Origin of the sequence: Wolbachia endosymbiont (group A) of Myopa testacea (assembly GCF_964027115.1) — a bacterium.
Classification (GTDB): domain Bacteria; phylum Pseudomonadota; class Alphaproteobacteria; order Rickettsiales; family Anaplasmataceae; genus Wolbachia.
Map to the genome: position 1 here is coordinate 15,561 of NZ_OZ034729.1, position 24,942 is coordinate 40,502.

General features: G+C 34.1%; 26 protein-coding genes and 2 pseudogenes. 14 read left to right on the forward strand and 14 right to left on the reverse strand.

The window, feature by feature from the left end:
• The first annotated feature begins 121 nt into the window (after positions 1-121).
• Complete coding sequence (locus AAGD91_RS00065; protein ID WP_341821023.1) at positions 122-991, forward strand: hypothetical protein; 870 nt, start codon at positions 122-124, stop codon at positions 989-991.
• Positions 992-1,012: 21 nt separating this feature from the next.
• Here the strand turns inward: AAGD91_RS00065 and miaA are convergent, their stop codons facing one another.
• Positions 1,013-1,900: a tRNA (adenosine(37)-N6)-dimethylallyltransferase MiaA gene (gene miaA / locus AAGD91_RS00070; protein ID WP_341821024.1), complete on the reverse strand. Its 888-nt coding sequence runs from the start codon at positions 1,898-1,900 to the stop codon at positions 1,013-1,015.
• 75 nt (positions 1,901-1,975) lie between these two features.
• On the opposite strand from miaA, the gene AAGD91_RS00075 reads away from it, so the two are divergent.
• From AAGD91_RS00075 to AAGD91_RS00095, 5 genes are all read left to right on the forward strand, one after another.
• Entirely contained in the window at positions 1,976-2,446 is a 471-nt protein-coding gene (locus tag AAGD91_RS00075) for a hypothetical protein (protein ID WP_341821025.1), read from the forward strand.
• 118 nt (positions 2,447-2,564) lie between these two features.
• On the forward strand, positions 2,565-3,152 hold the full coding sequence (locus AAGD91_RS00080; protein WP_341821026.1) for an L-threonylcarbamoyladenylate synthase: 588 nt from the start codon (positions 2,565-2,567) through the stop codon (positions 3,150-3,152).
• A 17-nt stretch (positions 3,153-3,169) separates the two neighbouring features.
• The gene (locus tag AAGD91_RS00085; protein WP_341821028.1) at positions 3,170-3,991 is read left to right on the forward strand and encodes a DNA polymerase III subunit delta'; all 822 of its coding nucleotides are present in this window, start codon (positions 3,170-3,172) and stop codon (positions 3,989-3,991) included.
• Positions 3,992-4,064: 73 nt separating this feature from the next.
• The gene (locus AAGD91_RS00090) at positions 4,065-4,859 is read left to right on the forward strand and encodes a hypothetical protein (RefSeq protein WP_253309489.1); all 795 of its coding nucleotides are present in this window, start codon (positions 4,065-4,067) and stop codon (positions 4,857-4,859) included.
• Positions 4,860-4,917: 58 nt separating this feature from the next.
• The gene (locus tag AAGD91_RS00095) at positions 4,918-5,589 is read left to right on the forward strand and encodes a VirB8/TrbF family protein (protein ID WP_341821030.1); all 672 of its coding nucleotides are present in this window, start codon (positions 4,918-4,920) and stop codon (positions 5,587-5,589) included.
• Here AAGD91_RS00095 and AAGD91_RS00100 read toward each other — a convergent pair.
• The 3 genes from AAGD91_RS00100 to proS form a co-directional block, all read right to left on the reverse strand.
• Positions 5,586-7,082 (reverse strand): proton-conducting transporter membrane subunit, encoded by a 1,497-nt coding sequence (locus AAGD91_RS00100; protein WP_341821032.1) that lies wholly within the window; start codon positions 7,080-7,082, stop codon positions 5,586-5,588. The genes AAGD91_RS00095 and AAGD91_RS00100 overlap by 4 nt on opposite strands.
• Positions 7,083-7,329: 247 nt before the next feature.
• The gene (locus AAGD91_RS00105; RefSeq protein WP_253309486.1) at positions 7,330-7,701 is read right to left on the reverse strand and encodes a holo-[acyl-carrier-protein] synthase; all 372 of its coding nucleotides are present in this window, start codon (positions 7,699-7,701) and stop codon (positions 7,330-7,332) included.
• On the reverse strand, positions 7,698-8,966 hold the full coding sequence (proS, locus tag AAGD91_RS00110) for a proline--tRNA ligase (protein ID WP_341821034.1): 1,269 nt from the start codon (positions 8,964-8,966) through the stop codon (positions 7,698-7,700). Before proS ends, AAGD91_RS00105 begins: the two co-directional genes overlap by 4 nt.
• Positions 8,967-9,497: 531 nt before the next feature.
• Between proS and AAGD91_RS00115 the strand changes: the two genes are divergently transcribed.
• The 6 genes and pseudogenes from AAGD91_RS00115 to AAGD91_RS00140 all read left to right on the forward strand — a co-directional run bounded on the left by AAGD91_RS00115 (position 9,498) and on the right by AAGD91_RS00140 (position 12,847).
• Positions 9,498-9,686, forward strand: a complete 189-nt coding sequence (locus tag AAGD91_RS00115; protein ID WP_341821002.1) for a hypothetical protein — start codon at positions 9,498-9,500, stop codon at positions 9,684-9,686.
• Positions 9,680-9,997: a recombinase family protein gene (locus AAGD91_RS00120; protein WP_341821001.1), complete on the forward strand. Its 318-nt coding sequence runs from the start codon at positions 9,680-9,682 to the stop codon at positions 9,995-9,997. The genes AAGD91_RS00115 and AAGD91_RS00120 overlap by 7 nt, the downstream gene beginning before the upstream one ends.
• A 31-nt stretch (positions 9,998-10,028) precedes the next feature.
• Positions 10,029-10,517 (forward strand): recombinase family protein, encoded by a 489-nt coding sequence (locus tag AAGD91_RS00125; protein WP_264328685.1) that lies wholly within the window; start codon positions 10,029-10,031, stop codon positions 10,515-10,517.
• Positions 10,518-10,606: 89 nt separating this feature from the next.
• Positions 10,607-10,738: a recombinase zinc beta ribbon domain-containing protein gene (locus AAGD91_RS06285; protein ID WP_410541915.1), complete on the forward strand. Its 132-nt coding sequence runs from the start codon at positions 10,607-10,609 to the stop codon at positions 10,736-10,738.
• A 149-nt stretch (positions 10,739-10,887) separates the two neighbouring features.
• Entirely contained in the window at positions 10,888-11,304 is a 417-nt protein-coding gene (locus tag AAGD91_RS00135; RefSeq protein WP_341820999.1) for a hypothetical protein, read from the forward strand.
• A 100-nt stretch (positions 11,305-11,404) separates the two neighbouring features.
• Positions 11,405-12,847: pseudogene (locus AAGD91_RS00140) on the forward strand (IS4 family transposase).
• 270 nt (positions 12,848-13,117) lie between these two features.
• Here the strand turns inward: AAGD91_RS00140 and AAGD91_RS00145 are convergent.
• From AAGD91_RS00145 to AAGD91_RS00175, 7 genes and pseudogenes are all read right to left on the reverse strand, one after another.
• Positions 13,118-14,110: pseudogene (locus AAGD91_RS00145) on the reverse strand (IS481 family transposase).
• 37 nt (positions 14,111-14,147) lie between these two features.
• The gene (locus AAGD91_RS00150) at positions 14,148-14,591 is read right to left on the reverse strand and encodes a hypothetical protein (protein WP_341821036.1); all 444 of its coding nucleotides are present in this window, start codon (positions 14,589-14,591) and stop codon (positions 14,148-14,150) included.
• Positions 14,592-15,017: 426 nt separating this feature from the next.
• Positions 15,018-15,506 carry a transposase gene (locus AAGD91_RS00155; protein WP_341820774.1) on the reverse strand — a complete coding sequence of 163 codons (489 nt, stop codon included), beginning with the start codon at positions 15,504-15,506 and terminating at the stop codon, positions 15,018-15,020.
• Between the two features lie 158 nt (positions 15,507-15,664).
• Positions 15,665-15,958: a transposase gene (locus AAGD91_RS00160; protein WP_253309376.1), complete on the reverse strand. Its 294-nt coding sequence runs from the start codon at positions 15,956-15,958 to the stop codon at positions 15,665-15,667.
• A 734-nt stretch (positions 15,959-16,692) separates the two neighbouring features.
• Positions 16,693-17,454: a cytochrome c1 gene (locus tag AAGD91_RS00165; RefSeq protein WP_410541918.1), complete on the reverse strand. Its 762-nt coding sequence runs from the start codon at positions 17,452-17,454 to the stop codon at positions 16,693-16,695.
• Positions 17,454-18,677, reverse strand: a complete 1,224-nt coding sequence (locus tag AAGD91_RS00170; RefSeq protein ID WP_341821038.1) for a cytochrome b/b6 — start codon at positions 18,675-18,677, stop codon at positions 17,454-17,456. The genes AAGD91_RS00165 and AAGD91_RS00170 overlap by 1 nt, the downstream gene beginning before the upstream one ends.
• 88 nt (positions 18,678-18,765) lie before the next feature.
• Entirely contained in the window at positions 18,766-19,017 is a 252-nt protein-coding gene (locus AAGD91_RS00175; protein WP_264329184.1) for a DnaJ domain-containing protein, read from the reverse strand.
• Between the two features lie 169 nt (positions 19,018-19,186).
• Here AAGD91_RS00175 and AAGD91_RS00180 point away from each other — a divergent pair, with 169 nt between their 5' ends.
• Together AAGD91_RS00180 and hisS are read left to right on the forward strand one after the other, a co-directional pair.
• On the forward strand, positions 19,187-19,759 hold the full coding sequence (locus tag AAGD91_RS00180) for a NifU family protein (protein WP_341821040.1): 573 nt from the start codon (positions 19,187-19,189) through the stop codon (positions 19,757-19,759).
• Positions 19,756-20,982: a histidine--tRNA ligase gene (gene hisS, locus AAGD91_RS00185; RefSeq protein ID WP_341821042.1), complete on the forward strand. Its 1,227-nt coding sequence runs from the start codon at positions 19,756-19,758 to the stop codon at positions 20,980-20,982. The genes AAGD91_RS00180 and hisS overlap by 4 nt, the downstream gene beginning before the upstream one ends.
• Before the next feature lie 20 nt (positions 20,983-21,002).
• On the opposite strand, the gene surE is transcribed toward hisS, so the two are convergent.
• The 3 genes from surE to AAGD91_RS00200 all read right to left on the reverse strand — a co-directional run bounded on the left by surE (position 21,003) and on the right by AAGD91_RS00200 (position 24,847).
• On the reverse strand, positions 21,003-21,755 hold the full coding sequence (gene surE / locus AAGD91_RS00190; protein WP_253309702.1) for a 5'/3'-nucleotidase SurE: 753 nt from the start codon (positions 21,753-21,755) through the stop codon (positions 21,003-21,005).
• Between the two features lie 204 nt (positions 21,756-21,959).
• A complete protein-coding gene (gene ffh / locus AAGD91_RS00195) occupies positions 21,960-23,303 on the reverse strand; it encodes a signal recognition particle protein (RefSeq protein ID WP_341821043.1) in 1,344 nt (447 codons plus the stop codon).
• Complete coding sequence (locus AAGD91_RS00200) at positions 23,288-24,847, reverse strand: proton-conducting transporter membrane subunit (protein ID WP_341821044.1); 1,560 nt, start codon at positions 24,845-24,847, stop codon at positions 23,288-23,290. Before AAGD91_RS00200 ends, ffh begins: the two co-directional genes overlap by 16 nt.
• Positions 24,848-24,942 lie beyond the last annotated feature (95 nt).

The window sequence follows — 24,942 nt, forward strand, 5'->3', positions numbered from 1 at the left end:
ACCTTATAGTCAAACTATTTGCTATCATAGAACTTGCGTTTATATAAAATATTTTTATTGATTTATTAATCATTTTTATGTACTATTATACTATTAGTAATTCATATACAGGGTATTAACAATGAATAGCTTTATACCACAAGAAAAGGAAAATCCAATAGTTACACTAAAAGCTCAAGCAGAAAAGTTTGGTTTTAGCAGGTTAAGGGCTGGCAAAGATAATGCTGAAGCGAATTCTGGTGCAACTATGTACGTAGATCTTCCAAGAATGAAACTTGTTATTCAGAACAAAGTTATAACAGAAGAGCTTGTTGATGAATTATATAATAAACATACCAACCTCATTTCAAATGACAAAAATAAGTACCGCCAATTTGTAAAACAAGTTTTTACAGAGCTATTTGAATATGCTGAAGCAGAAGTTCCAAGTGATTCTATTCTAGAAGAACTAATCACTAATTGTAACCAGGCTACTTATGTGGGTGCATTGTATGGTAAAGGAGCACCTATCCTTCATTTAGTTGAAACATATGGGTTATTGTTTCGGTCTAATCATGTAACACATATTAATTGTAGTGATCCAAGTTATGCGGCAATCAGAATTGAAGAAAAAATTGCAGTTCGCACTTTTGCAGAACTGGAAGAAGAATTATGTAAATTGGATAGCTCGCTAGAATTCACACTTAAGTCTCAAGGTGATAAAAATGTAACATGTGAAGATGGTAAATTATCCCTTACTATTCCTGAAGAACTAAAAAACTTTCCAGTTGTCAATGAAATGCAACAAAGTAAAAGTTTATTTGATGTCATTAAAGAGATTTTCCTTCAATTGATTGAGAAAATTTTTGGCCATACTAATGACATAAAAGTAACAGAAGAGGACGGTACAATTACAATGATAAGCAGCTTTAGTAAACCATTGAAAGTAAATAGTACCCTAAAAGAAATCAAGCCACCAATTAATAGCATTGAGACTATATTGGACAAATAGTAGTAAAAAAACTGCATCTATTCAAAAGAAAAGTGAAAATTCTTCCACAAAATCAATCACTTCAGAACTTGGGAACTGGTTTTTAAACCAAGTGTACTGGCGTTTTGCGTAGTGTCTTGTGTTTGTTTGAGCAATCTGTATCGCTTCGTCTAAAGTAATCTCACCTTTCAAATACTTTACAATTTCTGGCACTCCATGTGCTTTCATAGCTGGCAAATGTGGAGCTAAGTTCATACTAAGTAGCTTTTTTACTTCATCAATTGCTCCATTTTCGATCATTTTGATAAAACGAGAATTTATTTTTTGGTATACATCCTCACGTTTAGGCAAAATTGTATATATCTTAAAATTATCGAATAAAGGAGGCTGTCTATTTTCTTGCCATACAAAGATTGTCTTACCAGTTTCAGTGATAACTTCAAGTGCCCTTGAAAGGCGGTGCGAGTCATTCATGAATACTTTACCTTGAATCCTTGGATCTTTGCTTAGCACTAATTTGTAAAACTCCTCTTTACTTAAATTTTTCCTTAATTCGCTTACATTTTTCCTTACTTTCTGACTTATTTGTGGCATTGATGATAAGCCTTTGATTAAACTGCTGATGTAAAGCCCGCTTCCTCCAGTGATGATAGGTATTTGAGCATTTTCTAATGCGTGATTAACTTCTTTTTCTAAATCCTCTAACCATAGACCCACGGAATAATTTTCTTTTGCTGAAACATAACCATATAATTTATAAAATTCTTCTTGCTTTAGTGGTTGAGCAGTAATTATGGGAATTTCTTCATATACCTGCTTTGAATCACAATTTATTATGCTGATATTATTATATTTTTTTATCAGGTTATCACACAATTCTGATTTACCTGAAGCTGTAATTCCTGTAATAATTACTATATTATTTTTCATTTATATTAATTTAATTAACGTATGATAGAGTGTAGTAAAAATTTGGGTCCTACAATCTAAAGTTTGGAGATTTTTATGGCAGAAAACAACGACAATAATTCATTTATTAAGCGTTTCACAAACAGGACTCCTGGCGTTACAGGGGAAGGTTTTTCCAGTAAGTATTCGTCTCAAAACACCAAAGAACGGGCATTAGGGGAAAAAGGGAAAATTTCTGAATTAGCAAACAAAAAAACCGAATCCAAGGAAGCTTTTTCTGAAAGTGGCGGCATAAAAAGTAAAAGCAGAACTGTCAATAAAAGATCTTTTGCTGATGCAACAAAAAGAAGTAGGTCAGATCTTATATATTTAGTCCGTGGTAAAGATCGTGGAAAATCAGCGTGGCATTATGTATTAGTTGATAAAGAGAAAAGAGAAATGTTTCTAGCAAAAAGCAGAACTGGCTCTATAGATGTTGCAGACTATGGAGAGATTTTGTATTCAGGATGGGGAGAGGATCCACCACAGGCAATAGTTGATAAAGTCAATGAAGAGTTTGGGTTGTAGCAAGTCTGCATAACAAATGGTAAGCTGCGTTGCATTACGTTCACAAAAACTAGCAGTTACTATATAAGATACAATGCAACAAAACTGATCTAGTTGTTATGAATAAGTTTTTAGCTATATGGTATCTAAAATAATAAATGCAATACAGAACAACTTGTTAGTGTGTTTTCCAACAGAAACAGTGTATGCTCTTGCTTGTAATGCATTAAATAATGAATCTATAGGAAAAATATATCAGATAAAGAAACGCTCTCAAAATAAACCACTGTCTATATTTGTTAGTGATATTTGCAGCTTGATGAGAATAGCAAAGCTAGAGAAAAAGTATATTGGTTTAGTAAATCACTTTTCTCCTGGACCGATTACCTATATTTTACCACTTAAAAACAATAATATATTGCCAAACGAATTCTTTAAAGATAGTATAGGCATCAGAATCCCTGAGCATCCTATTGCAATTTCAATACTAAACAAACTGAAAGTTCCAATAGTTGCAACTAGTATAAATATTTCAGGAGAAAAAAGTGTATGTAAGGCAGACGATATACCACAATCCATTAAGCAAAATTTATCTGCAGTGATTGAAGATGATGAATTAGTTTCTGGTATAGAATCTACTATTATTGACTTAACCGAAGATAAGATTAAGGTTTTAAGGGAAGGTGCAATTTTATTACAAACAGTAACCAATGCATTTTCAAACTAAGATCTATAGGAGAAAGAATGAAAAAAGTAATAGGTCACAACCAGGCCAAAAAAAAAATAATGAACAACTTATCTGTTCAGTCTTGGCTGATCTGTGGTAAAAAAGGTATAGGAAAAGCAACACTTGCAAAATCCTTCTCCAATTGGTTACTCATAAAAAGCTATAATGAAGTAGCATTGGACTTACACATTGTTGAAGGTGATACTATCGGAATAGAAAAAGTCAGAGAAATGAAAAACTTTCTACACTTAAGTCCCATTCAATCAGAACACAAAATATCTATAATAGATAGCTTAGAGGCAATGACTAATAACGCTAAAAACGCAATATTGAAAATATTAGAAGAGCCGCCAAAAAATTCTAAGATATTTATAATTAGCCATAAGCCATATGATATACAAACTACTATCCAGTGTAGGTGCTTTCAGCTAAATTTACTTCCATTAACTTATGACGAAACAAAGCAAGTTGCTTCATCTCAATGTAAATTTGATGATCAAACGTTTGACGAAATGATTACTTTATTTCCTGGAATGCCAGGAATGATAATAAATGCAATAAGTAGTGATGCTTATGAAGCATACAAATGCTTTTATAAATTTCTTTATGATTTAAAGAATCCCAATATGATTAATAAAGTAATTAATAGCGAAATCGAACTAGAACTAGCATCATATATAATTCAGGCCTTCATTTTAGAAAGCATAAAGAGAGAGGTAAATGGTGTTGAAATTTTACTAGGTCAGTGGAAAAAAATAGATGAACTTTTCGTTGTTGCTAAGCAACTTCACTTAGATAAAAAGCATGTTTTAGCTAATGTAGTTAATATCATGACATAAGTTTACAAAGTATAATACTTTTAACATAAATTCATGATAAAATTCTGTTAATTTAATACTCGAAGTGTATAATTTGACTGATAATAAATTAACTGTATGGCAATCAATAGAAGTTTTGACGAAAGCCATACTAAACATGCAGAAAGAATTAAGTTCAATCAAGAATATAGCTTTAGACCAGGACGTCACCTTAGAAAAAGGAAAGGAGTTGTTAAGCGGCATTTATGAAGCAAATTTTAAGCTAAACAAGGCAATCAATATAGCTACTTTGCCAAAAATTGGCTATCATATGCTAAATGGTGAGCTTGTTGTACGTAATCATATCACGGAAGAGGAAGTAAAGATTCCTAGAGATTTTCATTACCTTAAAGTCGTTAAATCCGATCATGATGATTATAAATTAACGTTTTGTAATTTTTTAGGTAATGAGTTTTTTGAATATAAAAAGTATGATCCACAATATTCTGGCGTTTCAGATGAATATAAGTTTGTGGATTTTGGTAGTGTAAAAAAGACTCATAATCTAAAATTTAAGGAATACGTTGGTCATGCACCTAAGTTTTTTGCTGCAGAAGGGCCTATTGAGCCTGGATCTCAAAACCATGCAATTGATCTATTTGAGCTAGTCAAAAGTGGTAAAGGTAGCAAAGTGGGAACCCTCGCTGATGAATTTGGTTATTTTGATGATCAAAATAAATTACATTATTATAATTATCACAAAAGTGCTGAAAGTAATATTTACAATCCTGAAAATTTCAGTGTAAAAATGATCAATGTAGATGTGAGCAAAATCGATAAATTCTACCTTATTGCAGAACAAGGTGATATAATCATTCATCCTATTTTGGAAAATTTAGACATATTTTAAAGTTTTTTAGAGTATCTAATCTTATTGTTATTATAATTGGGTTTGGTAGCATTGTGTTATGGAAGATAAATTGCTTGAATCAGTAAAAAACAAAAGTTATTTCAGTAAAGCAGTCGAATGGTACTGCCATAGGTATCTGTTTTGTGTAGCAGAAAGATCTTGGATGGCATTAATAGTATCGCTTCTCCTAGTATGCTTATGTTTATTAATATTAAACATATACCTGTTATTTCCTGTTAAAAAAGATTTAAATTTTGTGAAGTACATGAACCACACAGAAGATGAGTTCTCTGCAATGCATAAGCTTAGTTTCAGTAAAAAGGAAGATGAATACACTTCTACAGCGAGGTACTTAATAAGTAAATACATTGAAATATACGAGTCCATTAAGATCGTTGAACCGAAGTACCAAGAAAATTTTATAAGAAACAATTCTATACATAAAATCTATCAAGGCTTTCAGGAAAAAACGAACAATGAAGCTGTTAGTTCACCTTCATCCAAAAGAAAAACTACCAACATAAATGTAATAACATTATCTATTGATCGATCGACCAAGGACTTAGTTACATTTGCTGGAAATGCTACTGTAGTTTTTACAACCGAGCAAAATAAGGAGGTGAAAGATCATACTGTGGAGATTAGCTTCACTTTGTCGAGTATAAAAGCAACTCTGGCTGGTATAATACCATTTAAATTTATTGTTAATGGTTATAAATACAGATTTTAAAATATTACTTGGTAGCTAAAAAAAATAACTAAAGTGCATGTACCAGTAATAACTGGAGGTAAAACTAGAAGAATTGGCGTTTTTTTAATAAAGTAATTCTGAGAAGGTTTTAAGAAAAAGGCATTGTAAATTATCGGTAAAAAGTACAGAGCGTTAAGTATAGTACTAACAATTAACACTAGAGTTACAAACACAGAAAGTATTACATTGCCAGAGTTGAAAACAGCTTGAAAAATGAGAAATTTACCCCAAAAAGTCGGAGCAGGCGGCACCCCTATCATAGACAATGCACCTATAGCAAATGCTGTCATGTTAATTGGCATACTGCGTCCTATACCGTGAATCTTATCTATATATTTCTCACCTGTTTTCGTTATTATTGCTCCGGCAATGAAAAACAAAGTGATTTTTGCAAATGCGTGGCAAACTAATTGAAAAATTGCAACCCTCATGCTGAGCTCACTAAAAATTGAAGCAAATAATATAATATACGACAATTGAGAGATGGTAGAGTAAGCAAGCAATTTCTTTAATTCTTTTTGCTTTAATGCAATCAATGATGCAGTAATAATAGTAAATCCAGCAGCGTACGGAAGCCACCCTCCAGCAAACCAATTTTGCTGCACAAAACGTTGTATGTTATCGACGCCGAAAGTGTATAATATAACTTTTATGATGATGAAAACTCCGGATTTCACAACAGCAACAGCATGTAATAATGCACTCACAGGAGTTGGTGCAACCATTGCTTTTGGTAACCAAAAATGCATTGGCATTAATGCAGCTTTTCCTATTCCATAAATCAGCATAGCAAAACACACTGCAATGAAAGTGATGAGTGAAGTATCAAATTTGAATATTCCACCACTTACAAAGTCTAAAGTATGAAATTCATTATATAAAAGGCCTATTGCAGGAAAAAATAATACTAAAGAAGAGAAAAATAGCACGCCAAAGTAATAGCGCCCTGCAATCATTGATTCATTTGTTGAGTTGTAAGTAACCAGAGGGTATGTACTAATAGTTAGAAGCTCATAAAAAACAAATGTAGTGAGCAAATCTCCAGAAAAAGCAATAAACATTGCACAGCTAATCGATATTGAAAAAAAGCATAGAAAACTTGAGTGATTGCTATCAGCATAGTTATTCTGCATATAACATATTGCATATATACTGGTTAGTATCCATAAAAACGATATTAATAAACTGAATATTACTCCGGTAGACTCTAGCTTTAAACTAATGTGCAAATTATTACCAAAATCCATGAGAATAAATTGAGAATGATCACCATATACCCAATATAAAGTGCACAGACACGTATACGTAAACAGAAGTACAGAAGAAATGACAGTAATACTATTGTTCACTCCGGGCCATTTACCAGTAAAAAAGATAACAAAAGCACTTAAAAGCGGAATCAACGCAGTAATTAATAAGTAATTCTCAGTAATTAAAAATGGTAAGGAAAGATACATTAAGATATAGTCCATTAAATTTTCTGTTTAGGTAAAGCTAGAATTATACTCAAATCATAGAAAAACCGCCATGTTTTTTTGGTAAACTAGTTGTTTGTGTATGCTATAGCTAACACGTTATACCGCCGCGGTATCTCGGCATAGATTCCGCTAATGAGTAGCGGAATGACGAATTTGTTGTTTTTCAAATTGTCGGTAAACCTAAGTCAGTTTAGCTATATAGATAGCATAAAGTCAACTGCATAAATTGAAACAATATCTGCTAGACGCAAATTATAACAAATGCAGTAGCGTAATCTCCATCGTCACTCAGAGAAAGATGAATCTTGTAGTCCTTTGAGATGAAATCCTTTCTGACAGCAATATATGGTTTTCCTCTTACATCGCTGTATATTTCTATATCTTTCATTATAATGCCCTGGCTAAATCCAGTACCTCGTGCTTTAACAAAAGCTTCTTTTGCTGCAAAGCGTTTGGCAAAATACCTTGCTCGCATTTCTTGACTATTATACTTTCTACTTAGCTCTATTTCTTTTTCAGTGTAGATTCTATTGAGAAATTTTTCCCCGTATTTTTGTAATATTCTCAATACTCTTGGTATATATACTATGTCAGTGCCGATACCGCGTATCATTTTGTGCTAAAGCGATTTATTGCTTCCTCAATCTGCATTTCTTTTACCTCTCCAGTTGCTCTATTTTTTACTTTAACTATATTTTCATCTATTGCCTTTTTTCCAACAATTATTTGCCACGGCAAGCCTATCAGATCCATTCTAGAAAATTTTACTCCTATACTTCTTTCCGTATCATCGTAAAGCACTTCATCACTTTTCAAAGCTTTGTATATTTTATCTGCAGCCTCCGTTACTTTCGTTTGTAAATTGATTAAACCAATTCTGAAAGGAGCTACCGCTTCTGGCCAGATAATTCCCTTATCATCATGAAAAGCTTCTATTATTGCACCGACAAGCCTTGAAACCCCAATGCCATACGAACCCATATGCATGTTGACATTTTTTCCATCTTGAGAAGTAACACTTGCCTTCATAGGCTTTGAGTATTTGTCGCCAAAATAAAAAATATGCCCTATTTCAATACCTTTACTAACATTTAACTGCTCTTGCGGCACAAGGCAAGTTTTAGGGTCGTGCATATCATCTGCAACTGCATATATATTCTTCAAACTTTCAACATCTTCACTTTCCAGTAGTTCAGAAAATTTATTGTCATAATATAAAGTGCTCTCACCAGTGTTTGCCAATATATGAAACTCGTGGCTCAAATTTCCTCCAATTGGCCCAGTGTCCGCTCTCACTCCAATTGGAGTAAGTTCCATGCGTTTGAAGATTTTTATGTAAGTTTTGTACATCAAATTATATGAATTCAGTGCACCTTCGTAATCTACATCAAAACTGTATGCATCCTTCATCAGAAATTCCCTACCCCTCATAACACCATAACGTGGTCTTACCTCATCACGGAATTTCCACTGGATATGATACAAACAAAGTGGCAAATCTTTGTAACTTTTTACCACATCTCTAATTAGATCAGTTGCTACCTCCTCATGCGTTGGACCGAAAAGCATATCTTCCTCATGCCTATCCCTTATACGTAGCATTTCCTTACCGTAATCATCGTAACGTCCCGATTCTCGCCAAAGATTTGCTGGTTGCACACAAGGCATTAATGCTTCAATTGCACCAGATTTATCCATTTCATCTCTGATAATATCTTCAATATTCTTAAGCACGCGCAGACCAAGCGGCAACCACGTATAGATGCCAGATGCTATCTGCTTTATTAAACCTGCACGTAAAGAATATTGATGGGAGATAATTTTAGCATGGGTAGGCTTTTCCTTTAGAGTTGGTAGGTAATATTTGGATAAACGCATATAATAGACCTGATTATATTAAGTAATCTTAATACAATCAGACCTGTAGGTAAACTTATTTTGAAAAAGAAGGGAAGTGTGTGGTACTTCCCTTGATAATTTTATAGCTACCGTGGTCTTGGTACAACATTTTCATCCCGCTAATGCGTAGCGGGATGACGATTGTCAGGGTGTCATCCCAGCGCCCCTATGATGTCATCCCAGTGCCCAGACACTGGGATCCAGGAAACTTAACTCTACACCAAGTAAATGTACAATAAGAACTAGATTCCAGTGTCAAGCACTGGAATGACAAGTTCTCGGCAACCCCTACATCATACCGCCGCGGTATCTCTTAGCCGCTAACACGTAGCGGGATGACGAGGTTATCGTCATCCCACCGCGAACCGTCATAGGGACTCCGCCAACAATATTGGAAGAAATCTGAAACTTGAGAAAACTATTTCCCGAAAGCTTCTACAAAAAGAACAGAGAGTTGAATTTATTTATAGAGCTAGTGATCAAATAACCATATGTCTCAATGAATAACATATGGGAGAGCTAATGGACAACAAGAAATTAATAGTTTGTATTCGTTGTAGTTATGAAGTGAATAGATTAGCAGAGTTGTATCTATTAGATGCATATGAAAAATTAGTGTTAAGTAAACCAATAAAAGTGAGCAAAAAGGAAGAAAACTCTGAATGTAAGAAAGTAGATTTGAGGAGGGTTAAATGGTAACAGTTAGATTATATGCAAGAGTTTCTTCAGGGAGACAAGCACAAGAAGGTACAATAGCAAGTCAAATTGCTGCTATAGAGAATCAAATTAGTATGGACGGACATAAATTATTAAATGAATATAAATTTATTGATAATGGTTCTAATATAATCCGTCCTGGTTTAGAAAAATTACGTGATAAAATAGTAGAAGGTAGCATTGATAAGGTTTATATTCATTCTCCTGATCGTTTATCTCGCAAGTATGCATATCAGATGGTATTACTTGAAGAGTTCAAGAAACTAGGAGTAGAAGTCATTTTTTTAAATTAGCGATAATCCAGAATCTCAATTACTATTACAAATGCAAGGTATGATAGCAGAATATGAACGTGCAAAAATCATGGAAGGAAGCTGCCGAGGAAAGATTTATGCAGCCAATAAGGGTTATATAAGTGTAATGAGAGCTGCTCCTTATGGCTATCATTATATAAATAAAAATACAGAGACAGGACAAGCCTTATTTGAAATTTATGAAGAAGAAGCTGAAGTTGTGCGTAAAGTATTTTTTTGGGTAGGAAGAGAAAGAGCGAGTATAGGAGAAGTATGTCGTGGGCTAAGTGCTATGTCCGTTATGACGCGAACAGGAAAAGAATATTGGGATAGGGCTGTAGTTTTGAGTATGTTAAAAAACTCTGCTTATAGAGGACAAGCAGCTTTTGGTAAAACAAGGTTAGGCGTAAAATTAAAACATATAAGACCAAAAAAAACTCCTGCGAGCAACCAAAAGATAATTATTCTACTTATCCTGTTCCAAAAGAGGATTGGATTTATATTAAAGTACCTAGTATAGTAAACGAAGATTTATTTGATATAGTTCAAGAACAATTAGCAGAGAATAGAAAAATAGCAAGAACAAGACAAAGAGGAGCAAGATATTTATTGCAAGGTTTAGTAGTATGTAAGCTTTGTAATTATGCATATTATGGTACTAGCACTGCAAGGAATAAGGAGGGAAAAAAAACTAATAATCAGGTGTATTATCGTTGTATTGGCACGCCGTTTTGGTGGTAATAAAATGTGTAACAACAAATTAATTCGTACAGATACATTAGACATAGCTGTGTGGGAAGAAGTAAAGCATCTATTAAAAAATCCGAATAGAATATTAGAGGAGTATAAACGAAGACTTTCAGAACTTACCACTAGATCAAAAAAGCGCTTTGCTTGAAGCAGAAGAAGATAAATTAAAACGTGGTATTGCAAGGTTAATTGATAGTTATGCTCAAGAATATATTGATCAAGAAGAATTTGAGCCAAGAATTAAAGCAATGAAACAAAACTTAAAAATGGTTGAAGAACAAAAGAAAAAAACATTTGATCAGAAAAAACTCACACAAGAGTTCACTCTAGTAGTAACAAATTTAGAGGGATTTTCCTCTAGTATTAACTCAAGTCTTGATAATGCAGACTGGCTAACTAAACGTGATATTATTAGAACGTTAGTTAAGCGAATTGAGATTAATTTTGAGGATGTGAACATCGTGTTTAGAGTGAAAGAGCTTCCAGACTCTTCTCATGGGGAGAAAAATCAATACTTGCAATGTTGTTGTAGGGGTAGTCATCCCGCTACTTGTTAGCGCTTACTATTACCCATAAATCTAAAAATGGAGAAAAAGCTGCTATTTTACTAATTCAACTTTCTATTATAAATAGATCTATGGTCTAAAAATGGAATATATGATGAAAAGAACTATAAATACCTCAACTGGCGAATGGGCAGAAAGTGAATTTGGAATTGTTAATTTTGGTGATATAAGATTAAGTAAAAGGCTTCTAAAAATAGTTAATAGTTTTGCTGAATCGCCTGAGCGTTCAATAAATCAAGTTTGTGAAGAGTGGCATCAAAGTAAAGCAGCTTATAGATTTTTCCAAAACGATGCCGTTTCTGAAAGAAAGATATTAGACAGTCATATAATTAAAACTGTTGAAAGAGCTAAAGAATACTCAACTATCTTAGCTATCCAGGACACGAGTTATATTTCATATAAAAATCATAAAAAGACCGAAGGGTTAGGGATTATAGCAGCAAGATTAACATCTAAAACAACTAATTTTAAAACCCATGATGCATACAACGTTTGCAGTTACAACAGAAGGACTACCTATAGGATTATTGGATCAAAAAATTAGTACTAGACCTTCCTTAGCTGAAGACCTAAAGGAGTTGAAAAGAAGAAGCCATAATACTGCTCTTCCCATAGAAGAGAAAGAAAGCATACGGTAGATAGCATCACTTAAAGACTCTACTAAACATCCTGGATTAAAGGATGTTAAGGTAGTTACCGTTTGTGATAGAGAAGCAGATATTTATGATTTATTTGAAGTTGCTTCCACTAATCAATCTCTTTTTGTAGTAAGAGGAAATCAAAACAGAACAGTAAACAAGAAGTCGACTTATTCTGAAAAAGGTGGTGAAAGATTGTGGGATTTGATGAATCGCATGTCTTGTCAAGGAGAAATTCAAGTCTGCTCGCGATAACAAACCTCAAAGAACAACAGTTTTAGAAGTAAGGTTTAGTAACTTTGTGATGAATGCATCAAAAAACAACGCTAGACGTAAAACCCAAAAACTTCCTAATTTAAATTTAAATGCTGTCTATGTTATAGAAAAATATCCCCCATTTGGCAAAGAGCCCATGAACTGGATTTTGTTAACAAATATAAATATTAATAATTTTGAAGAAGCAGTAGAAAAAATACAATGGTATTGCTTAAGATGGAGAATAGAGGTTTTTCATAAAATTTTGAAATCCGGTCTTAAAGTTGAAGAATGTAGGCTCCAAACAGCAGATAGATTGATCCGCTTTCTTACAATTGTGAGTATAATTGCATGGAGAATATTTTTTATCACATTGGTAGCTAGCGAATCTTTCTTGCACTGTCATACTGACTGATGACGAATGGAAGGTTTTATATACCAAAATGCTTAAGACAAAAAACTATCCTGAGACTCCACCACCTATAAGAGAAATTGTGAGGTGGGTGGCCAAGTTAGGAGGGTTTTTAGCTCGCAAAAATGACTTAGAACCAGGCCCTATAGCTTTGTGGAAGGGATGGAAACGTCTCTTTGATTTAGCAGAAGGATGGAGACTTGCTCATGAATTCTATACTTGTGGGTAATAGTAAGCGCAAGAACCGTGCATGCAGCTTTCCCGCACACGGCTCCACAATATTAGCGTTCACGACATACCTCCTGTGTATACAAGGAAAAACATATTTTTGGTTTTGATGGTGAATTGGCTTGTGTATAATGAATAAATTGCTCCCAATTCATGCTCTTTTTCTGGCTACGTCGGTTTATCCACTTAAACGTTAGTTTCTTTACTGCCCAATTAAACTTATTGAGCCATCGATAATTTCCGCTAATCTCGAAGTAGTTATAGTGTCCTCTTAGTTTGGCTTTGAGTATTTGCCACCAGTCTTTGAGACGAATAAGATGTATGGTTCCAGAGTGTGATGGTGTGGATCTATTATAAATAATTCAGGAGACTTTGTCAACTGAGAACATATAAATTCAAAAGGTGTAAGACCCCTAAGAGTTTTGAGTCTCTTTGCATAATTGTAGGCCATAACAAAGTCATAAAGATGCTCCTTAAGTTGCTGATGCGAACGATACTAATATTTCTTAACTGTAGCATTCTTTAAAGTTTTATTCATACGTTCAACTTGTCCATTTGTCTAAGAATGGCTAACTTTTGTCAGACGATGTTCAATGTTATTTTCTTCACAAACTCTATCAAATATGTGTTGGAAGGCGTATTTATGGCGCTTCTGATTTGTAAATTGTATGCCATTATCTGTCAAAATAGTGTGGATTTTATACGGTAAAATTCTAATCAGATTACCTAAAAACTCAGCAGCTATGGGTTTTGTAGCACTTTTGTGCAACTCAACGTAGGTGAATTTGGATGTTCTATCTATTGCAACAAACAAATACAGCTTTCCTTCTTCTGTTCTAACTTCCGCGATATCAATATGGAAATAGCCTATAGGATATTGTTTGAATTTCTTTCTTAGTTTAACTTCACCATCGACATCTGGTAGTCTGCTAATGTTGTGCCTTTGTAAACAACGATGTAAGCTGGAGCGACTCAAATGTGGGATTGAGGTTTGCAAAGCGTAGAGACAGTAATCTAACGGCAATAGAGTATGCTTACGAAATGCAACAATTATAGCCTCCTCTTCTAAAGTTAAAACAGTTGATCTTGGATGCTTTGGACCCATACCAGCATCTTTGGTAAATGAGCGTTTTCTCCACTTAATAATAGTTTTTGGTTTAAGGTTATAACACTTGGAGAGTTTTGCTATGCTCTCTTTACTATTTTGTATTGCTCTACGAATTGTCTCTGTTGTTCTGGCGCACCCATGTAATACTTGTCCCATAATTCCTCCCTTGATGATATTTTTTTCTCACATTTTATCATACCATCACACTCTGGAACTGTACAACTACTCTCATAATGTCATTGTCTCTACGTGATATAGCATCTGTAAGTATTGTATGAGTTTCTTCCCGACCATCTGAATATTTTGTGGTCATTTCTTCATTCAGAACTTCCTTTAATAGTTTTTGTTTTTTGGCTTCTTCCAAAAGATCTTTTACAGCTTGATTATTCTTATGACTTATAGCATAATGTAGTAGTGACAACGTCTCCTCTCTACCCTGATACTTGCGAGTTATTTTTGCTAAAAGAATCGTGCTTGCGTTATAGCTGGACCTTTTGAATATTCTATTTCTGAACTTTCCAGCAACACCTTTCCCTTCCTCTATTTCTCTTGCTAGTTTTTGAATATTCTTTCTATCTTTATTTGTTAATTCATATATATCACATACTAATTCACCAGTCAGTTTTGGCGTTTTCACAGTGCTTTTTCCTCCTATTAAGATTTATTGATTTAGTTGTAGTAGTTGAAATAGCGCAGTTGCTCACCCCATAAATTTGGTGCTCTCTTTTGATCAAAGGTGTCTTGCTGCTTGAAATGTTTTCTTTATAAAAATTTAGCTTATCTTTTACATCTAAACAGCATTAACACGATTTGCCTTTTTTTGGATGTAGAAATTTTCTAGGAATTGTCTTCTTGAGTTCTATGGTATTTTGTTTAACATTGAAACAAGATTCCAGTGCTTGGCACTGGAATCCAGGAATTTTAATTGTAAGTAATGCATTGGGTTTGGTGAGTATGGGTTTTGCGTTATAAAATGAAGCACTTTTGGTGAATTTGTAAAGAAAACTGGATGCCAGTGGGCTTTGTTGCATCACACTTTATGAGATGGTGATTTATGGTAAATTCATGTAACTATCTCAAATTTAGCCATACCAATATCAGTGAATTTATTAAGCAAATAGCATTTGATTAGCAGTTCTTTTTCTCGATTTATCTCAGATTTATTCCTAAAACTAAATCCGAATATTTGCTTTAATCTTGAGAAAAACCCTTCAATATAAGATCTTTTCCCATAATTTACTTCTTTTTTCCATTCTTTCATGCCATCTTCACCGTATAATTTTATTAACGTAATAGCAGCATTCCTGTCAGACATATAATCTATTTCTGGATGTTCTGCCGCATTGTTTATTGGTGGAATTTTTGTCTTTATATCATATTCGTTACACAACTTATAAAACTTGTGCCTATCACATGCTCTATCTGCATATAGTGCTTTTATGGCATGCTGAAAATCAACTTCTTTTAGCAAATCACAAGCTCCATAGTGATCAGAGTAGACACCGTTACTGTATTTTACAGCTATGGCTTTTTTGTTGTTTATATTCAACATTACGTGCAATTTTCTCGTTTTCTCATAGTCACGATATTTTCTGTCAGTGCTATTTTCCTTGCTGTGTGTTGTTGTATATACTAATTCCTGTACTGTCTATAGCAATTTCGATATCTTCCATATTATTTTTATCAATTCTGCAATCATTTATCTTAATATTAAGTTTCTTTTGATGCTTGTGAATAGCTGATAACTGCCAAATCTCTTCCTATTTGTTGCAAATACCCTTTTATAAACCCGACTGTTTGTCTTAAACCAATTCTAAAGAAACTGACGATTATATGCACCAAAATCACAACTTTATCACTATAAATATAGTTGCCGCCCTGCATTTTTGGACAATTCTCGTACCAATTTTCTATGGCATCATTGATATAACAAAAAATGCTTCCTCTTTCTTGGAGAAATTTGTTATATTCATGGCAGTTACTGACTCTCATTTTTTGTGGCATATTTTTTCTTCAACAGCTAAATGGCTATTTATAATGAATTTTATCAGTAACTGCCAGTTCTTTTTACTTGAGCGATGCAACAAAGCCCACTGGGATGACATCCTCCTAGTAGAGATCGCTTTTGTAATTGCAACATTCGTGCAATCTTTAGCTATAAATATTTAAGAAATTTACCAAACGAAAAAAAAGGCAAAAGAAGCCCCATGGTGGTTGGCTATTCACTATGTACTAAAATATCGGCGTTTTTTTTATTCTAAAACGCTTGATTAAGAGCGATTTAGCTGCTTTTAACTTGCAACTAACCTACATCGGAAGTGTTTAAGAAATTTACCAAGCAGGAAAAAAGGCAAAGAAACCCCAGGGTAGCTAGTATTCAAATTCTCCCTTGTCAATTTGACGTTTTTTGCTGTCTTAAACGCTTTATAAGCGCGTTTCGGCTTGTATAGGTAGAAACCTAAAAGTTTTATAAAGACATGAGGTGCACATAGTGCAAAAAATTAAGCATGATTTACGCCAAATACATTAAGTTTTTTTGTCATTAATCCACTGCAGAGATTGCGAAGATAAATAAATAGCTTCAGTGTTATGATAAGGGGGCTGGCGGAGTTTGTCAAGGAAGTTTTTCGTTTCTATGTTGTCAGCTACTTGCATGACACCTCTGGGCACTGCCGTCATAAAGGAACCAGTGTTAGCTACTTGGATGACAACCATTGTATTTGAGGCAAAATTGACTATCACTTCTTTTTATAGAGCTTACTCCAAATTCTATTGTTAGTTAATACAAAAAACACTGTTAAAATTATAAAATACGCCACTACTTTTAATCCAAGTTTATGCCGGCGCTCTAATTCTGGCTCTGCTGCCCATTGTAAAAAATTTATCACATCATACGCCATATTTTCAACTGTAGCTTGTCTTGCACCATCATATTCCACCATTCCTTCAGAAAGTGGTGGCGCCATAGCTAACCTGCCTGTTGAAAAGTAAGGGTTGAAGTATAAATTATTTTCATCGTGCTCGCCGTTTTGATAGCCTGTTAACAGTGAATAGATATAATTTGCACCATCATGCCTTGCTTTAATAATTAACGATAAGTCTGGTGGAACTGCACCATTATTGCTTGCTGCAGCTGCTTCTTTTGTATCAAAAGGTGCAATAAAATAATCCGAAGGTACTCCAGGTCTATCGAACATTTCACCCAAATCATTCGGACCATCTTTAACTTGATAAGAAGCTGCAATCTGTTTTATATCTTCTTCAGAAAAACCAACATCTTGCAAATTACGAAATGCTATCCTATTCATTGAATGACAAGCACCACAAACTTCTTTATACACTTTATAGCCTCGTTGAATTGACTCTCTATCGAAAGATCCGGTAATTCCATCAAATTTCCAGTCCATTTTTTTATTTGGTGATGGCTTGAATTCTTCTGCATACACAAAATTAGCAAAAAACAATATGCAAAGTATAGCTAACATACTTCTCATCAGCATTACTTCATCTCCGGCACAGAATCACTTAAGATTTTTGGTGGTTCTTTTGGCTTTTCATACTTACTAAGAAGCGGTAAAATTATTACAAAATATGCAAAATAATAAAGAGTGGATAGCCTACTCATAGTGATGTAAGGCTCTTTCACCTCTTGTCCTCCAAGCCAGGCAAGAAGTGCAAAATTTATTGCGAAAACCCAAAAAAATTTTTTGAACACTGGGCGATAAGCACCACTTTTAACTTTTGATTTATCAAGCCAAGGTAACAAAAACCAAACTAAAATAGACGCAAACATGGTAAGCACACCAGTAAGTTTATCTGGAATTGAACGTAGCATTGCATAAAAAGGTAAAAAGTACCACTCTGGCACTATATGTACCGGAGTGACCATAGAATCAGCTTCTATATAATTGTCTGGATGTCCAAGATAATTAGGAGCATAGAAAACAAATGCAAACAAAACTACAAAAAACAGACCAAAAGTTATGCAATCCTTGACTATATAATAAGGATAGAGAGGAATGGTATCCTTATCTGATTTTACCTCCACTCCACTTGGGTTACCAGAGCCAAACCTATGCAGAGCTATCACATGAAGCATAGCTAAAGCAATAATAATAAAAGGCAGAAGATAATGCAGAGCGAAAAAACGGTTAAGTGTTGGGTTATCCACTGAAAAACCACCCCATAACCATATAACTATTTTATTGCCAACTAAAGGTATAGCAGAAAATAAATTGGTTATAACTGTTGCACCCCAGAAACTCATTTGTCCCCAAGGCAATACATATCCCATAAAGGCAGTTGCCATCATTGCAAAAAATATAAATATACCAACAAACCACACCATCTCTCGTGGCCTCTTGTAAGATCCGTAATATAACCCACGCATTATATGAATATAGACTACCATAAAGAAGAGCGATGCTCCAACAGCGTGAGTGTAGCGTATTAACCACCCGTAATTCACATCTCGCATTATGCGCTCTACACTATTAAACGCATAATCAACATGCGGAGTGTAGTGCATAGCAAGAAATATACCTGTTATTATTTGTAAAATTAGCGCTATACCAGCCAAAGAGCCAAAGTTCCAAGCATAATTTAAGTTTTTTGGCACTTGGTAAGAAGCAGTGTGTTTCAAAAAAGAAAATATAGGCAATCTATATTCTATCCACCCTAATATGCCTTTTTCTTCTTCTATCGTTGTTTTTTTTTTCTGCATAACTTAAAGCTTTCTCTACCTTTAACTCGTTTTATTGTAGCAACTTATCCTTTACACACAAATAAAAAGTTTAAAGCGATATTAATTACTACCTCTTCAGCAACCTATCACGTGCCGCATTTAATTTCTGTGCAAAATACTCTGAGCCTCCCTTATCTGGGTGAACTAATTTCATTAAATTTTGATATGCTTTATTAATTTCATTTTGACTTGCCTCAGGATTCAGCCCCAGTATCTTTAATGCTTCATCTTTGGACATGTTATCACCAGTGTAATTTTCAGTATAACTTCTACTGCTATTAAATTCGTTCAAAAACTTACTCAATATAGAGTTCATCATGAAACTTATGTTATTTTTTTTTGTCAGGAAAAGAAAAAATAGAACAACGCTAGGCAAAACAAATGTAACTACTATGAATACTAAAAAAAGAAAAAAGATGAATGACATGTATATTTTTTTATCATTTTATGATTAAATAGTAACAATTATAATTGTCATGGTAAATAACATGTTCATCCAGATTGAAGGAACACCAAATCCAAACACACTGAAATTTCTCCCTGGATTTGCAATTCTAAACGAAGGAGAAACGGCTGATTTTTCAAATGCAGATGAAATAAAAAACTCCAAGTTAGCAGCAAATCTTTTTCAAATAGAACATGTGGTAAGAGTGTTTTTTGGGCATGATTTTATTTCAGTAACAAAATTGAGTGGAATTAATTGGGATACATTAAAAGTAGAAATTTTAACTACAATCATGGATCACTTTACTTCAGGTGGAAAAGCACTAGATAAAGAAGGAGTAAATGATAATAATATACCGGATGAAGAATTTTTTGATAAAAATGATATAGAAATTGTAAATAGAATAAAAGAATTGATGGAAAGTTATATCAAACCTGCAGTTGCTCAAGATGGTGGCGATATCAAATTTCGTGGCTATAAAGACGGGATAGTTTATGTTGAGTTACAAGGAGCTTGCTCTGGATGCCCAAGTGCTGCAATTACTTTAAAGCAAGGAGTGCAGAATATGCTGAGCTACCACATACCAGAGGTTGCAGGTATAGAGACCACACTATGACTAATCAAACGGTTAGAGGAACAAAAGATCTCCTGTTTGATGAATGGTACAAGTCTAAACACATAGAGCAAACAGCAAGCAGAATCTCAAGTCTATATGGCTTTTTGCCTGCTCAAACTCCGATATTTGAATATACGGAAGTTTTCACAAAGACTTTAGGTGATAGCTCAGACATCATCACTAAAGAGATGTACACCTTTAATGATAAAGGGGGAAAGAGCATAACTTTACGTCCTGAGTTCACTGCAGCGGTTGTTAGGCTATTAATTGAAAAAAAACTGCAAACGCCGATAAAATTATTTTCAACAGGGCCTGCATTTCGTTACGAAAGACCGCAAAAGGGAAGACAGAGGCAATTTCATCAGATAAATTTTGAGGTTTTTGGTGTAGAAGATTCAAAAGCCGATGTTGAATTGATATCACTCGCTCAGCACTTACTAACTGAATTTAGCATCAATAAAAATGTAAAGCTGGAAATCAACTCTTTAGGTGATAGTGAAACAATAACTAAGTATAGAGAAGCTTTGATCTTATACTTTACAAAGTATCAAAACGATCTATCAGAAGATAGCAAAAATAGGTTGATCAAAAATCCACTCAGAATACTGGATTCTAAGGATGAGAAAGATAGATTAATAATTTCTGATGCGCCTAAAATCAGTGATCACTATACAAAAGAATCTTCATATTTCTTTGACCAGGTGTTAAATGGACTGCAAGCTCTTGGCATACCTTACACTGTAAATAGCAAATTAGTTCGAGGTCTAGACTATTATTGTCACACAGTATTTGAATTTGTCACAGAAGATTTAGGTGCACAAGGGGCAGTTTTTGCCGGTGGAAGATACGATAATTTAGTATCTTCAGTAGATGGAAAACACACTCCAGCGATAGGATTTGCAGGAGGTATTGAACGCATAATGGAGTTAATCAATTATTCTCCGAAAGAAGAGCGACCTATTTACCTAATTCCGATCGGCAGAGAGGCTGATGAACATGCTCTAACACTTGCGAATGAATTGCGCAGAAATGGTTTATATGTAGTCTACGAATATAGCGGAGCACTTAAAAACCGAATGAAAAAAGCAAATCAAGCAAATGCTAAAGCTGCTTTAATCTTTGGCGATGAAGAATTGAGTAGTAAAACTTTAAAGATTAAAAACATGGATACAGGTGAAGAAAAAATAATTGCTCGCGATAACACAATAGAAAACATCAATTAGGAGCAATGCAAATTTTTTTCTTAGTCAGCTATAGAAGAAAATTCGTCTGCACAAGAATTTTTCATAGCATTCAATGTATCATAATCTGTAAAATCTAATTTTACTGGTGTGATAGTAATAAATCCTTCTTTTATTTTATTTACACTACCACTGCCTGAGTGCTCTCGAGACCAATTTAAGCTAAAAAAGCCATTCGAATTTTCAGTAAAAGTTAAATCCCCATCAATGTTATATTCACCTTGTTCAGCAAATTCTACTCCTTTTACTTTTTCCGTAGCAGGAAAATTTACACTCATCACTATGTTTTTAGGCCAACCAACCTTAACTAGCTTGGCAATAACCTTTGGTGCAAAAACCTTTGTATTGTGCCAGTCTATTTTATCATGATAAACTTGGCTCAGCGCAATAGAAGGTATAGACCTTGCAGCACCTTCCATTACAGCACCAATTGTTCCTGAATAACAAATATCGTCCCCGACATTTGATCCAATATTTACTCCGGACAATATTAAGTCTGGTTTTTTATTCATAACTTTATTTAGCGCAATAATGACACAATCTGCAGGAGTACCAGACACACTAAATTCCCTTTCACTATGTTGGTTTATTCCAATAGATTGTTTCACTGGATAATCAAGAGATCTTGCAGCCCCGCTTCTATCAGTATCTGGTGCCACTATCCATATTTCTGACGCAAAATTCCGTGCAATCTCTTTGAGTAATTTTATTCCTTCACTTCCAAAGCCATCATCGTTTGTTATCAATATTATCATATACAATACTCAGCTACACAGTTCCAAATTATGTAAATCACTGACTGTAAATAAACTCATAAGGCTTTAGGTTTCTTTGCATAACTACAAACTGTAACAAAGAACCTGCTGTAAATCAATAAGAAAAGATTAGGAGTGAAAACAGGTTGGAAAGTATATAGCTAAAGGTTTACTGACAATCGTCTCATTCCACTACCTGCTGACTTACTTTCTGCTTAGCATATCCATCAAATCAGATTCTTTGAGTTTACTATGGTCAACTTTACTGAACTTATTTACCACAGAGCTCATTTGATTATACTGCTTAATCAGAAGATTAACTTCAGTTACACTTGTTCCGGACCCCTTAGAAATTCTAAGTCTTCTTTTGCCATTTAAAATATCTGGATTTTGCCTTTCTTTTTCAGTCATTGAGTTTATGATAGCTATATATTTTTTCACTTTATTGTCATCTGGCACACTGCTACTTAGCTTTTTTGTGAATGAACTAGGAATGAATTTCATTATGTTGCTAATACCATCCATTTTATTGAGAGTTTTTAACATTCCCACTAGGTCGTTTAGGTCGAATTTACCCTTTTTTACTTTCTTTTGTAACTTATCAATTTCTTCCTGACCAACAATCTCAGCAGCTTTTTCAACCAATGAGACAACATCACCCATGCTAAGTATCCTTTTTGCAATTCTATCGGGGTAAAAATCATCGAGGTCACTTAATTTTTCACCACAAGCAATAAATTTAATTGGACAATCGGCGATCATTTTCATAGAAAGAGCAGCACCACCACGTGCATCACCATCAACACGGGTAAGAATAATGCCGGTTACACCTATTGCCTCATTGAATGATTTGGCAATGTTGACCGCATCCTGGCCTATCATTGCGTCGGCTACTAAAATAACTTCTGCAGGTGAAGCTATTTCCTTTACGGCTTTCAACTCATTCATCATATTATTGTCAATATGAAGCCTGCCTGCGGTATCTAGTATTAATACATCACAATTATCGTTCTTTGCTGTTGCCAGTGCCCTTTTTGTAATTGCAATAGGCCCCTCATTTATTACTATAGATAAAGTTTGTGCGTCTATTTGTTTACCCAGCACCTCAAGTTGTTTCTGGGCAGCCGGCCTATAAATGTCTAAAGAGGCAAGCATCACTTTTTTCTTTTGCTTTTTTAGCTTTAAAGCAAGCTTTCCTGAGGTAGTTGTTTTACCTGCACCTTGTAAGCCCACCATCATAATCACAGCAGGGGGTTTAACTGCTAGATTTAAGTCACTTTTCTCTGATCCGAGAACTGCAACTAAATTATCCTGCACAATTTTAATTATTATTTGTGCTGGAGAAACACTTTTTATGACTTTTTCCCCAATCACTTTATCTTTAATGTCATTGATGAATTTTTTCGCAACTTTAAGTGAAACGTCAGCTTCAATTAAAGCTATACGTATTTCACGCATGGCAAGATTAAAATCATCTTCAGAAATGATTGACTTTCCTCTCAGTTTACTAAATACAGAATTTAAACTTTCAGTTAACGATTTAAACATAATAGCGTTAGTAGAATACTCATTAAAAAGAGAGAAGAAGCTGAAACAAAACTCACTGAGTTATAATCCAGCACTTCTTTAAGTTTAGTAATATTATTAAAGTATAAACCAGCAAGTGAATTAGTCAAGTTTTGCACTATGCTGGCAAACATTTCTCTAGTTTTAGAGACTAACTGATTGAACAGCAAGACAATATAGGGTATGAAAGCTCTAAAAGTCCAATCAACATCCATTTTAAAATTTATTCTCGGGTAAAATAACTTGCGTAAAGGAATAAACAATAAAGTGGTACATAATAACAAATTAAATTGCGACAAAATATTTTTTGTGTTGTACACAAAATCGAAAATCGAAGATTTATTGTAAATAGGTAAGTAAGGATTGCCAGTGATTACGCATATAAATGCTAAAATGATCATAGTCATTTTGCCCCCCCTCTCTGCTAAAGGTTTTGACTTACTTTTTGCAATAAATAAGTAATAAAGAAACTTTAGCCCCACGCTTAAATGAAGCAGCAAATTTAGAACCTTATATAAATTTTTATACCCTTTTAAGGCAACAGTGTTCATTTCAATTTCAGCTGTGAGATATGATTTACTGATAAATCCAGCGGTTCCAGGAAATGCAGCCATTGTAAGTATTGCGATTATAGCACACATGCCTTCCACTGACATCAGTTTACCTATTCCATTAAAACTAATTGTTTTTGTTCGTGAAATAATCGAATTGCTGACCACAAACAATAATGATTGATAAACAAGAGAGAAGATTATATGCAGTATCAAAATTGGTATTGCCTTTTCCGAAGGGCTGAGTAAACCTCCTGCAATAATCAGCAAGCCCATTTGTCCTACAATATTATAGCATAAAAATCTACGAATATTTTGCTCAAGAGAAGCAAATATAATGCTGTAAATTGCAGTGATGGCGCCTACAAGCGCTAATATTTCAGTACAATCTTGCCATAGGTTATAAGTGTGTAAAAGCATCACTAAAAAAGAGACTTTAGTGGTAAATAAAGAGAGATATGTAGTGCCATGTAGCGATGCAGCAGGATATGCATCAACAACCCAAAACGAAAAAGGGAAACAAGCGCAGTTTATCAATAAACCTAAAATTATCAGGTTAGTACTTTGCAGTGCCAATCCTGCTGTTAATATAACTCCAACGAAAAAGTGTACACAAGCGTACCTTATTGCAGGTCCACTATCTCTACAGCCATCTGCGATAGTAAAAAATGCACTGACGGTCATTAATTCACAGAATATTATAACCAATATCATATGTTCAGATAAAACTGCATAAAGTGAACTAATAGTGTAAGCAGCAAAAGATAGCATCTTTGAAAAAGTCAAATTTTGTGCTGGTAGAACAGCTAAAAATGCAACTGATAAAAAAGATATTAGTATGATACGAAAAGATAAATCAAAATCCAGAATTGGGAGAGACCAATTTACTGCAATGCTCAAATTTTCAGGTAATTTTAGGACTATAACTATTAATACAGTCAGTAGAAGTAACAGTGACGATTTATAAAGTTGCACAATAATTTAAACCAATATGGTTTATGCTATCTCAATATATGAATAAAATCAATTTGCATATTAACCACTAATTAAACTAATTATCATATAATTAT